Source organism: Trinickia sp. LjRoot230, from assembly GCF_964253315.1.
Classification (GTDB): domain Bacteria; phylum Pseudomonadota; class Gammaproteobacteria; order Burkholderiales; family Burkholderiaceae; genus Trinickia.
Map to the genome: position 1 here is coordinate 746,403 of NZ_CAXUQX020000001.1, position 13,639 is coordinate 760,041.

The 13,639-nt window shown below is 64.8% G+C and carries 7 protein-coding genes; 3 read left to right on the forward strand and 4 right to left on the reverse strand.

Annotation, left to right across the window (positions count from 1 at the left end; genetic code table 11):
* Nucleotides 1-101 precede the first annotated feature (101 nt).
* Nucleotides 102-653, forward strand: a complete 552-nt coding sequence (locus tag ACSQ20_RS03560; RefSeq protein WP_436022897.1) for a cob(I)yrinic acid a,c-diamide adenosyltransferase — start codon at nucleotides 102-104, stop codon at nucleotides 651-653.
* Nucleotides 654-753: 100 nt separating this feature from the next.
* The gene (gene hmpA, locus ACSQ20_RS03565; protein WP_436017507.1) at nucleotides 754-1,995 is read left to right on the forward strand and encodes an NO-inducible flavohemoprotein; all 1,242 of its coding nucleotides are present in this window, start codon (nucleotides 754-756) and stop codon (nucleotides 1,993-1,995) included.
* 77 nt (nucleotides 1,996-2,072) lie between these two features.
* Here hmpA and aroG read toward each other — a convergent pair whose 3' ends face one another.
* The 4 genes from aroG to ACSQ20_RS03585 all read right to left on the reverse strand — a co-directional run bounded on the left by aroG (nucleotide 2,073) and on the right by ACSQ20_RS03585 (nucleotide 10,192).
* A complete protein-coding gene (gene aroG, locus ACSQ20_RS03570; RefSeq protein WP_436017509.1) occupies nucleotides 2,073-3,146 on the reverse strand; it encodes a 3-deoxy-7-phosphoheptulonate synthase AroG in 1,074 nt (357 codons plus the stop codon).
* Nucleotides 3,147-3,477: 331 nt separating this feature from the next.
* Nucleotides 3,478-4,944, reverse strand: coding sequence for a metalloprotease TldD (gene tldD, locus ACSQ20_RS03575; protein WP_436017511.1), 1,467 nt, complete (start codon nucleotides 4,942-4,944; stop codon nucleotides 3,478-3,480).
* A 122-nt stretch (nucleotides 4,945-5,066) separates the two neighbouring features.
* Nucleotides 5,067-5,906, reverse strand: coding sequence for a carbon-nitrogen hydrolase family protein (locus tag ACSQ20_RS03580; RefSeq protein WP_436017513.1), 840 nt, complete (start codon nucleotides 5,904-5,906; stop codon nucleotides 5,067-5,069).
* 74 nt (nucleotides 5,907-5,980) lie between these two features.
* Nucleotides 5,981-10,192, reverse strand: coding sequence for a YhdP family protein (locus ACSQ20_RS03585; protein WP_436017515.1), 4,212 nt, complete (start codon nucleotides 10,190-10,192; stop codon nucleotides 5,981-5,983).
* 88 nt (nucleotides 10,193-10,280) lie between these two features.
* Here ACSQ20_RS03585 and glnE point away from each other — a divergent pair, with 88 nt between their 5' ends.
* Nucleotides 10,281-13,112, forward strand: a complete 2,832-nt coding sequence (gene glnE, locus ACSQ20_RS03590; protein WP_436017517.1) for a bifunctional [glutamate--ammonia ligase]-adenylyl-L-tyrosine phosphorylase/[glutamate--ammonia-ligase] adenylyltransferase — start codon at nucleotides 10,281-10,283, stop codon at nucleotides 13,110-13,112.
* Nucleotides 13,113-13,639 lie beyond the last annotated feature (527 nt).

Sequence of the window (13,639 nt, forward strand, 5' to 3'; positions counted from 1 at the left end):
TGACGCTCGCCAAGCAAACGCGCAAAACAATCGAAACCGCAAACGCACAAACGCGCAAACCGCCGCTGCGCGATGCGAACATCCACGGCAAGGAGGGCAGCATGGGGCATCGCTTGAGCAAGATCGCGACGCGCACAGGCGACGACGGCACAACCGGCCTCGGCGACGGCACTCGCGTGCGCAAGGACGACGCGCGCATTTCTGCGATCGGCGATGTTGACGAGCTCAATTCGCAGATCGGCGTGCTGCTGTGCGAGCCGCTGCCGGACGACGTGCGCGACGCGCTTGTCACGGTCCAGCACGATCTTTTCGATCTCGGTGGCGAGCTTTGCATTCCGAACCGCACGATGATCGACGACACGCATCTTACGCGCGTCGATGAATGGCTTGCTCATTACAACGCCAACCTGCCGCCGCTGGTCGAGTTCATCCTGCCGGGCGGCACCCGCGCTGCGGCGCTCGCCCACGTGTGCCGGACGGTTTGCCGCCGCGCCGAGCGCTCGATCGTGGCGCTCGGCGCCATGCAGCCGCTCGCGCCTGCGCCGCGCCGATATGTCAACCGCCTCTCCGACCTGCTCTTCGTGCTCGCGCGCGTGCTGAACCGCACGGGCGGCGGGAGCGACGTTCTCTGGCAGCGCGGCCGCACCGGTTGAGCGAAGCCGAAAACCATGATGCGATGCGACAAAGTGTCGTATGTCTAGCCGTTTCTATAAAATGTATTCTAAATGCATGTTTAGAAGGAGTCCAGCACACATGACATCGCCGCTCACCGCCGACCAGATTGCTCGCGTCAAAGCAACCGCGCCCGTTTTCGCCGAGCACGGCGCGACCATCACGAAGCATTTTTATCGCAGGATGTTCGCCAATCGCCCCGAGCTGCGCAATCTTTTCAATCAGACGCACCAGGCGAGCGGCTCGCAGGCCGACACGCTCGCCCATGCCGTCTACGCTTATGCGGCCAACATCGACAATCTCGGTGCGCTGGGCTCGGCGGTCGGGCGCATCTCGAACAAGCACGCGAGCCTCAACATCCGCCCCGAACACTATCCGATCGTCGGTGAAAATCTGCTGGCGTCGGTGGTGGAAGTGCTGGGCGACGCCGTCGACGACGCTACGCTGCAAGCCTGGCGCGCCGCCTACGCGCAACTGGCGCAAATCATGATCGGTGCTGAGGCGAAGCTCTACGAGCAGGCGTCGTGGACCGGCTATCGGCCGTTTGTCGTCGCGCGCAAGGAAATCGAGAGCGACGAGATCACGTCGTTTTATCTGACGCCCGCCGACGGCGGTGCGGCATGCCGTTTCGTGCCGGGCCAGTTCGTGACGGTGAAGCGCCACGTTGGCGAACTGGGTGTCGATCAGCCGCGCCAGTACAGCTTGTCCGACGCGCCGCATGGGCAATGGCTGCGCATTTCCGTCAAGCGCGAGGCGGGGAAGGTCGATGTGCCGGCGGGCTGCGTATCGACGCTGCTGCACGAGGGCGTGGAAGTGGGCGCGATTCTGGATGTGACGGCGCCGATGGGCGACTTCCGTCTCGATCTCGACAAGTCGACGCCGGTGGTGCTCGTGTCGGGCGGCGTCGGCATCACGCCGATGATGTCGATGCTCTCGACGCTGCTGGCAAACGGTGAAACCGCTGAAACCGGTGAAACCGGTGAAACGAGCAGCAAGCGCCGCGTCGCCTTCGTGCACGCCTGCCGCAACGGCCGCGTGCACGCGTTCAAAAGATGGCTCGCCGATGTCGTCGCGCGCCATGCCAACGTGTCGCGTGCGGTGTTCTACGAAGAAGCGTCCGAGGCCGACCGTCAGGGCGTCGATTATGACTTCACGGGGCGTATCGACTTTTCGTCCAGCGCGAAAGCGGCGTTGCTGCCCGACGCCGACTATTACCTCTGCGGGCCGGTGCCGTTCATGCAGCAGCAACGCGAATCACTGATTGCGCTCGGTGTTGATGCGGCTCGCATTCATACCGAGGTGTTCGGCTCGGGTACGATCTGACGTGGCGTACGCGTACCGCGCCCGCCACGTCGGCGATAGGCGCGGTGCGCAGTTACCCCTTTCGGTTACCGCCCGCTTTAATTGCCACTCCCGCGCGCAACGCGGCGCTGCTTGACACTCTCAGCGAGCCCTTCGAGCACGCTGACACTTTCTTCCCAGCCGATGCACGCATCGGTGATGCTCTGCCCGTAAGTCAGCTGGCAGCCTTCTTGCAAATCCTGCCGCCCCGCAACAAGGTGCGACTCGATCATCACGCCGATGATGCGCTCGTCGCCGCTCGCGATTTGGCGGCCGATATCGGCACACACGGGGATCTGGTTTTCGTGCTGCTTCGAGCTGTTCGCGTGGCTCGCGTCGATCATCAGACGAGCCGCAAGCCCGGCCTTGCTGATGGCCGAGCATGCCGCATCGACGCTGGCCGAATCATAGTTGGGCGTCTTGCCGCCGCGCAGAATGACATGGCAGTCCTCGTTGCCGGCCGTTGACACAATCGCCGAATGCCCGCCCTTCGTGACTGACAGAAAATGGTGCGGCTGCGAGGATGCCTTGATCGCATCGACGGCGATTTTGACGTTGCCGTCGGTCCCGTTCTTGAAGCCGACAGGGCACGATAACCCCGAGGCCAGCTCGCGGTGCACCTGCGACTCCGTTGTTCGCGCGCCGATCGCGCCCCACGACACGAGGTCCGCGATGTACTGCGGGCTGATCATGTCGAGATACTCGGTGCCGGCCGGCACGCCGAGTTCGTTGATGCCGACCAGCAACTCGCGCGCGGCGCGCAGGCCGTCGTTGATCTTGAAGCTGTTGTCGAGGTACGGGTCGTTGATCAGCCCCTTCCATCCGACCGTCGTGCGCGGCTTCTCGAAATACACCCGCATGACCACTTCCAACTCGCCCGCGAAGCGCTTGCGTTCATCCACGAGCCGGCGCGCGTAGTCGAGCGCAGCTGCCGGGTCGTGAATCGAGCAAGGACCGACGATGACGATGAGCCGGTCGTCCATACCATGCAAAATCCGGTGCATGGCCGAACGCGCGTTATAAATCAGATTGGCGACCGGTTCGGTGCATGGAAATTCGCGGATCAAATGAGCCGGCGGCGTGAGTTCCTTGAGTTCGCGAATGCGGACGTCGTCGGTGTTGTGCGGGGGCATTTCAGGGCTCTCCTTATCGATTCGATGCGGCCGCGGCGAAAAAAAAACCGCCGGGCTGGGCCGGCGGTTTTTCGGGAATTCGGGTTTGCTTCTCGCGCGCTAACACCCCTCTCGATCCGCCGACGGACTGAGATGCCAAAAGAAGTAAAAATAAAACTTCGGGCTCATGGTAGGGGAAACTCGGGAAGCTCGTTTAGAAACGTACTTTCGCTTTATACGCCGAGCCAGCACGACTGACAAGCCACGCGGCCCAAAAACGCGGAAAATCCGCATCGAGCGCCGAAATGGTGCGCATTTTCGGCGCCGTAGTGCGGATGTCCAGCGTACCGCGTTACAGCGTGCCGCCCACCGTCATCTTCTCGATGCGCAGCGTCGGCTGGCCGACGCCAACCGGCACGCTTTGCCCTTCCTTGCCGCATACGCCCACACCGGTATCAAGCGACATGTCGTTGCCGATCATCGTGACGAACTTGAGCGATTCGGGGCCGCTGCCGATCAGCGTCGCGCCCTTGACAGGGTAGGTCACCTTGCCGTTTTCGATCATGTACGCCTCGGAAGCCGAGAAGACGAACTTGCCGTTCGTGATATCGACCTGGCCGCCGCCGAAATTCACCGCGTAGAGCCCGTTTTTGACGGACGCGAGAATTTCGCCCGGGTCCTTGTCGCCATTGAGCATATAGGTGTTCGTCATACGGGGCATCGGCAGCGCCGCGTACGATTCGCGCCGCGCGTTGCCTGTAACCGGCATCTTCATCAGCCGGGCATTCAACGAGTCCTGGATGTAGCCCTTGAGCACGCCGTCTTCGATCAACGTCGTGCATTGGGTCGGGTTGCCTTCGTCGTCGATATTCAACGAGCCGCGCCGGTTCGGGAGTGTGCCGTCGTCGACCACGGTCACGCCCTTGGCCGCCACCCGCTCGCCGATGCGTCCCGCGAAGGCCGACGAGCCTTTGCGGTTGAAGTCGCCCTCCAGCCCGTGGCCGATCGCCTCGTGCAGCAGCACACCCGGCCAGCCCGGCCCGAGCACCACGGTCATCGTGCCGGCCGGTGCCGGGCGCGCATCGAGATTCACGAGTGCCGCATGGACCGCATCATCGACATAGCTTGCGAGGATGTCGTCGGTGAAATAGCCGTAATCGAACCGTCCGCCGCCGCCGCCCGAACCCATTTCCCGGCGGCCGTTTTGCTCGGCGATGACGGTGACCGATACGCGCACGAGCGGGCGCACGTCGGCGGCCAGCACGCCGTCGCTGCGTGCGACGAGGACGATGTCGTATTCGCCTGCGAGGCCCGCCATGACCTGCGTCACACGCGCATCGCGCCCGCGCGCTATTTTCTCGACGCGCTCGAGCAGCTTGACCTTCGCCGTGGCGTCGAGCGAGGCGAGCGGATCAGCCGGCAGGTAAAGATCGCGGCCCGCGATACCTGTGAAGGCGCTAGCCACCTTGATCTTCTGCTTGCCGCCGCCGGCCTTGGCGATCGAGCGCGTGGCTTCGGCCGCTTGGCGCAACGCTTCGGGCGAAAGGTCGTCCGAATAGGCGAACGCCGTGCGATCGCCCGAGACGGCGCGCACGCCGACTCCCTGGTCGATGCTGAAGCTGCCGGACTTCACGATGCCTTCCTCTAGGCTCCAGGCTTCGCTGCGTGTCGTCTGGAAATAGAGGTCGGCGTAATCGACGCGGTGCGTGAAGATATCGGCGAGCGTGCGCGTGAGCAGCGCTTCGTCGAGACCGTAGGGGGCGAGCAGCACGTCTTTTGCGGTCGCCAGATTGCGGATGCCGGGTTCGATGATATTCATGCGGATGGGTTCGGTGCAAAAAGGATGCGGTGAGTCGGGCAACGACATGAGTCAACGATACGAATCAACGACGTAAAGCGACAGCGTGCGCAACAACGTAAGCAACGACGACTGGGACGCGCCTATGCGAGCACGCGATGGCGCCACGCGGGAAGGCTGCGCCTCACTTCGTCGATGCGCGCGCGATCGATCTCGCCCGCCACGACGCCCGCGCCGTCTTCCGTCCGTTGCGCGACGATCTCGCCCCACGGGTCGATCAACATGCTGTGCCCCCAGGTTCGGCGGCCGTTTTCGTGCGAGCCGCCTTGCGCCGCGGCAAGCACATAACACTGATTTTCGACCGCACGGGCGCGCAGCAATGTTTCCCAGTGCGCGCGCCCCGTTGTGAACGTGAATGCCGACGGCACGACGACGAGCGCGACATCGCCCATGCGGCGGTAAAGCTCCGGAAAGCGCAGATCGTAGCAGACCGACAGCCCGACGCGGCCAAACGGCGCTTCGAACGTACGTACCTCGCTGCCAGGACGGATCGTGCGCGCTTCGTCGAACGATTCAGCACCTTTTTCGAAGTTGAAAAGGTGGATCTTGTCGTAGCGCGCGACTTGCGTGCCTGCCGGATCGAACACGAGCGTCGTATTGAGCACGCGTTCGGCGTCGGCCGGGCCCGTGGCGGCCAACGGCAGCGTTCCGCCAATGATCCATACGCCGTGGCGCCGGGCAGCGTCGCCGAGAAACTGCTGGATCGGGCCGTCGCCGTAGGTTTCGCGCACCGCGAGTTTGTCTGTCTCGTGATGGCCCATGAAGCAGAAATACTCGGGCAGCAGGACGAGCTGGGCGCCGTCGCCAGCCGCTTCGGCGATGAGCGCAGCAGCTTGTGCGAGATTGCGCTCCCGATCGGGCGTGCTGACCATCTGGAGCGCGGCGACGCGAAAGTGCGTCGGAATGGCTTGTCGATCGCTCATGGGTCTCGGGAAGGCAGGCAATGAACAGGCGGCTGTACGCGAAGTGCCGGAGGGTGCAGCGGGCGCGTCGTTCGTTACTTGCCGGTCGCATCAGTCGGAACAGGAACAGCCATCTTACCGCGATCGCCCGAGACCCGCTCGACGCGCGGCTGCGACCATGACCCCGTTATCGCATAGCGCGTCGCAAATGCGTGCGCGATGGACTGCGACAGCGCGAGGTTCGCGACGAACGCGCCGAGCCCGAGCAACGGGTTGACGATCGTTGCCGCGATCACCGCGGAACCGGCGTTCAGCGTCGGCGTGACTTCCACGTGCAGATCCTGTGTTTCGGCCGCCAGATCGACCGTGCCGGATAAATCGGCGCGCGCCGGGGCGGTCACGATACGGAAATTATCGGTGCGGCCGATGCCGTCGGTGATCCGGCCCGTGCCCGTCACGCGCTCGAACGGCAAGCCTTCGCCGATCACATCCTTGAAGTTCAGCGTGAGGACGCGCGTCAGGCTTTGCAGGCTCAGCACGCCGAGCAGTTTGGCGACGCCCGGATCGACTTTGAGAATCTGACCGTGATGTAGATCGAGTGCCAGTTCGCCGCGCAGCGTCGGATAATCGACGGCGGTCGGGTCGCCGAGCCAGCCTGCCTTGCCCGACAGCGTGCCGGCACCGCCTTTGACCGTGCGCGGCAAGCCGAGCTGATCGAGCAACGCACCGGCATCGGCAATGTCGAGCTTGAAATCGATCACCGTGCGGCGCGGCGCGTCCCCGGCGTTCGCCCCGAGCCTGCGCGCGGTGCGCCAATTCGCGCTCGCCGTCAGATGGCCGGCCGGATTGACGAGATCGAGCTTGTCGAGTTGCCAGACCGGCACGCCATCTTCGTCGACGTTACGCGCGTTCACGGCCAAGCGCCCGAGCGGGCGTTCGCGCACCGTCAGATTGTCGATCAGCAGATCGATGGCCGGCATCTTTGCGCGCGCCGCGGCCGTCATTTCGCCGACGATATCGTGCCCCACCTTGACGGGCACCGTCGCCCTCGTGAAATGTGCGTTGATGCGCCCCGCCTCGTTGTTCGCCGCGCCGCGCTGCCATGAGAGCGTGCCGGCTAGCTGGTCGGCGCGAATGCTCGCCTGCCAGTCGTTGTCGGTGCCCTTGCCGTCGAAATCGACACCGGTCCATTCGCGCCCGAACAACTGGAGCGAGTCGATATGCGCGGCAAGACGCGTCGGCATGAACTGTCGTGCGGTGTGCTGGCCGTCTGGCACGGGATGAGCGCCCGCGCCGCCGGGCTTGTTGCTGCTCGCGCGCAACTCGCCCGCGACCGTGCGCCACGCGTCGGCATCGAGCGACGGCAGCGTGGCCTTCGCGCTCACGCCTGCGGCAGGCAACTCCGCCGGTGCGCCGATACCGAGCGCGCCGCGTATCACGGAGAAAGCGCCGATGCGCGCCGGCTGTGCCGCATCGCGCCGCAGCAGATAGTTGGCCGTCAGCGGTCCCAGCTGCACATCGGCACGTGCGACGGACTCGAGGTTTGCGGCCGGGTCTCCCGACGCCGGTTGGACCGATAGCGCGAACGGCATCGGCGTGCCGAGTGCCTTGCCGAGTGGAGCCGGGAAATCGAGGGCAAGGCCGCTCAGGTCCGAATGCGCGCTGACCTGCGGTATCCCGCCTTTCCTGCCACGCACGTCGATGGCGTAAGGCGCCGTGCCATATGCACGGCCTAGCAGTTTGCCGGCCGGGCCGTCTATGTCGAGCTCTCGCGCACTGTCCGCCGCGATCCGGCCCGCGATGTCGAATGCATAAGCGCCGTTCGCATCGAGCGCGCCGTTGGCCCGCACCTCGCCGCCCAGCCAGCGCCCCGCAACGCGTTCGAGCGACAGCGTGTGCTCGGTGAAGTGCACGTTTCCTGTCAGTTGCTCGAGCGGCGGCCACTGCTCGCGTTCGAGTTTGCTGTTGCGCAACCCGACGGTGCCGGCCACGCTCACATGCGGTTCGACCGTGCGCGGCACGGTCAGCGTCAGATCGAGCGAGGCCATCCCGCTGGCACGGAGCTTTTGCGCGACGTGCCCTGTCATGCTGCCGGCGGCGCTTTCGTTCACGTAATCGAGAAAATCGACGAGCGGACCGTGGGCTTTGCCGTCAATGATGAGGCTCGACGCATGGCTGCCCAAATCATCGATGCGCCCGCTCACTCGATCAAGCATGACACGCTTGTAATGCGCCCGGTCGATATCGAAGCGCAGCACGTTTTGCGCGAGCGAAAACACGCCGTCGATGCCGTCGAGGGCCGGCCAGACATCGGGCGCGCCGCTCTTGAGCGTTTTCATCGGATAGGGCGAGGGATCGAAGCGGCCCCCGGTGAAAGGCGCGACGACCTTGAAGACGCCGGCCTTCGGCTCGCGCGAGTAAGGGAATTTGTCGAGATCGCCGCGCACTTCGATCGTCGCGTCGTGCGCGGTGCCGGCTTGCAGCCCATGCCCGAGGTAATGGCGCAGGTGTTCGCCGACGCTCGTCGGCAAATAGCGCGGGACGCTGGCGGCTTTGGCGCGCGCGATTTTGGCCGATAAATCGAGCGAACCCCGTCCACGGCCCGGATTGGTATAGGTCGCGACGATGCTGCCGGCCGTATCGGCATTTTCGACGCCAAGTTCGGATACCGTCACGGCGAACGCCTTATGCGGTTGGCCGGGCGCCGGCGAAACGGTCCATTGGCCGCGGCCTCGCAGCCGGTCGAATACGAGGCGCGGGTCGTCGAATTCGCCGGGCAGTGTCAGCGCCGCATTGACGGTGTCGATCGTCACCGCACCTTGCGTCTCGTTGGCATCGACCGAGCCCCACAGGTTCTCGAAGCCGGGCAGACCGGCGCGCGGATGGCCCGCAGCGGACAGGCCCGGGGGCGGTTCCTGCGCCGCGACGCTGATGCCTTCGAGATCGCCCTTGAACCGATACCGCACGATCGGCGCGGCGCTTTCCACGCGTTGCTCGCTGGCCGGCAGGGCGTTTTCGGAGCGCGCGCGTTCCAATTCGATCGTGTAGTTGGCGATCAGCCCGCGCGGGTCGAAACGCACGAGTTGATTCAGAAAGTGCTCGGGAAGCGGTAGTGCACGGCTGAACGCTGCGAGCACGCCGAGATCCACCCGGTCGCCCGCCACGCTCATCAGTTGCCCATGCTCGACCGTGGCAACACGATAACGGCCGGAGAGCGTCTTGAGCGCCAGCGTGCGCGACACGGGCGTGCCGTCCGAGAGAGGCGGCTGCCCCAGTTCGGCGCGCAAGTTAGTCAACCGAATGCGGTAGTCGCGCCGCGGCTCGATTTCGGCCGTCCAGCCGAAGCGCGCAAGCGGCACGTCGAGCGGCGGTTGTGTCGGTCGCACTTGCAGCCCGATGTCGGCACCTTGCAGCTCGCCGCGCGCCGAACGCAACTGGCCGCCCGAGAAGTTCGCCCAAATCGCATTGTCGATGCGTCCCGCGTTGAGCTTGATCGGGCTCTTCACATACCGCGCGAGTATCGGCAAGTCGACGGGCCCGGTCGAGACATAGGCCTCGCCGCTCCAGTTCTGTGGCTTGCCGAGTTCCGTGAGCGGCATGTGATGAAAGCGCGCCCGGAAGTCGAGCGGGCCTTTGAGGACCGTGCCTTCGGGCGGCGCCTGCAGCGCCACCCGGTGCTCGAAGCCGCTGTTGATAATCGCGGCGCGAATGTCGTGCAACGCGAGCTCGGGCGCTTGGCGCATGCTGTCGCGCCAGCGTAGCGTGCCGCCGCGCAGGATGATGGCTTGCTGCGAAAGCACCCAGTTCGAGAAGGTTGTATCGCTACCGGTGTGTGTAGTGGGCACCTGCACGCCTGCGACCGTGAGCGTGCCATCGGTTGCGCGTGCGACCAGCACTTCCGGGCGATCGACAACGAGGCTCGCAAGCGTCGGCTTGCCGTGCATCAGGGAGCGCCACGACAGCGTGGCCGTCGCATGGGGGACCGACAACGCGATATTGCCGTCGCGGTCGCGAATCGTGAGTCCGGTCACGTCGACACCGGGTTCGAGCCCGGCCCAGTACGGCGTGAGCTTGGCGACGCGCAGTTCGGCATGCAGCTTCGCCGAGACAAACGTTTCGATGCGCGGCCGGAAATCGTCGATGCGTGGCAAGACGCCGTAGCGAAGTGCGATGAACGCGCCGCCCGCTGCGAAATACGCGGCGAACGCGAGCACGAGCGCGGCTTTGAGGGTTCGACGCAAGAACAGATGATCTTGGCGCATGGGTCCGGCAACGGCTTTTTCGACGGATTCCTTGCTGTCGGACATACTGCGGCAGATCGGGGGTGTGTGGTAGGTTGGCGTCGCGGACCACGAAATGTAACACAGCGTTCGCGAGACACGAGCCACTACCTCCATGACTGCTACCGCCCTGCTGAGTTCCACTTATTCGTCTTATGCCGCGCGTGCCATCGCGGCCCGGCCCGAGTTGGCGCAACGCATCGCCGACTGGGCGAGCGCGCCCGTCACGCGCGAGCGCATCGATGCTCGGTTTTACCGCCTTGCCGCAGATCAGCGCGCGGCCGGCGGTGCGTGCGGCGATGCAACCGACCATGCGCTCGATGCCGCGCCGCTTGCCGACGAGCCGCTGCGCCGCGTGTTGCGCCAACTGCGCACAGAGGTGTTCTGCACGGTGATGGAGCGCGATCTGGCGGGGCTCGCCGACGTGGCCGAGGTGACGGGCACGATGACCGATCTCGCCGAAGCCGCGATCCAGCATGCGCTGGCCAGCCTTTCAGCCGAATTCGAGGCGCTGTATGGCGAGCCGCGCGGGCCCGAGGGCGAACGGCTGGTGCTCGGCGTTGTGGGAATGGGCAAGCTGGGAGGCCGGGAACTCAATGTGTCGTCCGATATCGACCTGATCTTCGTGTACGAGGACGACGGCGAGACCACGGGCGCCGCGCGCGCGCCCATTTCGACGCAGGAGTTCTTTACCCGGCTTGGGCGACGCCTGATTGGCGCACTCGCCGAGCCCACCGCCGATGGGTATGTGTTCCGGGTCGATATGCGCTTGCGGCCGAACGGCGATGCGGGGCCGCTCGCATGCAGTCTTGGCATGCTCGAAGAATATTTCTATGTGCAGGGCCGCGAGTGGGAGCGCTACGCCTGGATCAAGGGGCGGATCGTCTCGGAGGGCGAAAGCGCCGCGGCCAAGCGCCTGGCGGCGCAGTTGGAATCGATCGCGAAGCCGTTTGTCTACCGGCGCTATCTCGATTTCGGCGTGATTGGTGCGATCCGCTCGCTGCATCGGCAAATTGGCGAGGAGGCGCGGCGCCGCGCGACGATGCGGCCGGACAAGGCCGACGACATCAAGCTTGGCCGCGGCGGTATCCGCGAGATCGAATTCAGCGCGCAGGTGTTCCAACTGATTCGCGGCGGGCAGGACGCGAGTTTTCGCGTGCGCCCGACGCTTGCGGTCTTGCGCCAAGCCGCGGCGCGCGGGCTGATTGCCGCACCGGTGTGCGCCGAGCTGACCGAGGCATATCTTTTTTTGCGCACGCTCGAGCATCGTCTTCAATATCGGCACGATGCGCAAACGCATGCGATGCCCGTCGATGAGGCGGAGCGCGCGCGTTTGGCCGAGTCGCTCGGCTATGCCGATTACGCGGCGCTTGCTCGCCAACTCGACGGCTATCGCGAACGCGTCGAACGGCAGTTCGATCGGATCTTTGCCGACAAGACACGCCCGCCTGGCGGTGGCGGCGCTGACGATCATGAGTCGTGCGATGCCGAGATTTGGGGCGGGGTGCTCGACGACGATGCGTCAAGCGACGCGGTTACTGCCCGTCTCGCCGCGCGCGGTTTCGCCGATGCTGGCGAGCTCGTTGCACGTTTGGGCAGCGTGCGCCGTTCGACGCGCTATCAGGGCTTGCCGGAGCGCAGCCGCGAGCGCTTCGATACGATTGCGCGCCGCGCGGTGGAGGCCGCGGCGACGCTTGCGCCCGCTGAGAAGCGCGGCGCGACGCTCGCGCGCGTGTTCGACTTGCTGGAAGCCGTGAGCAGGCGCGGCGCGTATTTGGCGCTGCTCGACGAATATCCGGCGGCGCTCGAGCGCGTGCTGGCAGTGCTGGCGGGCTCGCGCTGGGCGGCGGGTTACTTGACGCGGCATCCGCAACTGCTCGACGAGCTGCTCGATGACGAGGCCATCGCGAGCCCGTTCGATTGGGCCGAATTCAAGGCTGCGTTGCGGGCGCGGCTCGCGGCGGCGGACGGGGTCGAGCAACAGATGGATTTGCTGCGCCATGCGCATCAGGCCGAGGTGTTTCGGATCTTACTGATCGATTTGGCGGGCAAGCTGAGCGTCGAACAGGTGAGCGACCGGCTGTCCGAGTTGGCCGATTCGGTGCTCGACGTGACGATCGGCGCTGTCTGGCAACAACTTCCAAAGCGCCACCGCGAGGTGCCGCGCTTTGCCGCCATCGCTTACGGCAAGCTCGGCGGCAAGGAGCTCGGCTACGCGTCCGACCTCGATCTCATTTTTCTGTACGACGACGCCGACGACGCGGCAGCCGAGGCTTACGCCACGTTCACACGGCGCCTGATTACGTGGCTGACGACGGCGACGGGCGCCGGCACGCTGTTCGATGTCGATCTGCGCTTGCGGCCGAACGGCGAGTCGGGGCTTTTGATCACCGATCTCGACGCTTTCCGGCGCTATCAGCTGCGCGAAGGCGACGCGGCCAATACCGCTTGGGTGTGGGAGCATCAGGCATTGACGCGCGCGCGTTTTTGCGCCGGCGACGAACAAATCGGTGCACGGTTCGAAGCGATCCGCGAGCAGGTGCTGACAATGCCGCGCGAGCCCGGCGCGCTGGCTGCCGAAATCGTTGCGATGCGTGATCGCGTCGAGGCAGGCCATCCGAATCGCAGCGCGCTGTTCGATCTCAAGCACGACCGGGGCGGCATGGTCGATATCGAGTTCGTCGTTCAGTATTGGGTGCTGCTGCACGCGGCGCGCGACCCGGAGCTGATCCGCAATACCGGCAATATCGCGCTGCTGCGCGAAGTGGCGCGGCTTGGGCTCCTGCATCCGCATGAAGCCGAAATCGTCGGCAACGCCTATCGCACCTACCGCAGGTTGCAGCACAGGCTACGGTTGGACGGCATGGAAAAAGCGCGCGTGCCGCTCGAGCAGATTGCCGCCGAGCGCGATGCGGTGTTGCGGTTATGGCAGCGCGTGTTTGGATGACGCGCTGCGCACGTTAGTGTATTGCTTCGTTTTTCTTGGAACCAAGGCGACGGTTGGCGCGAATGACTTTCTGCAAGATGTCGTCGCCTTGGCAGGATCCTGGTTACGCACGGCGATGTAATCCTTGATAGCGAGGATGAGATCGGGAACACTGACAACTCAGCATCAAATTGTGTGCCGAATGTGAAGGAGATGGGCATGGCCAGTGTCGGCGAGCGTCTGCTTGTGGTCGGTGGGGGCTCTGGCATGGACTTGGCCTTGGCTGCTGCCTTCTGAGTAGACACGAGCGGGTGACGATCGCCGGATGGTCTGCTGAGCGGCTCGCGCGCCAACAATGCTTGATGGCCTTGATCGCCCGCGCGCCATTGCCGCCGACAAAACCCGCGAAAGGGACGTCGAACGGCTGCCCGACCGTCCAGCCCGCGACATTCTTGGCCGCGAATGCGTGCTAACCACGCTGATCGCCTCACAAAAATATAGACATCGAACAGTTCTATGTCTATATTTTTGAAATGGGACCGCCTCCA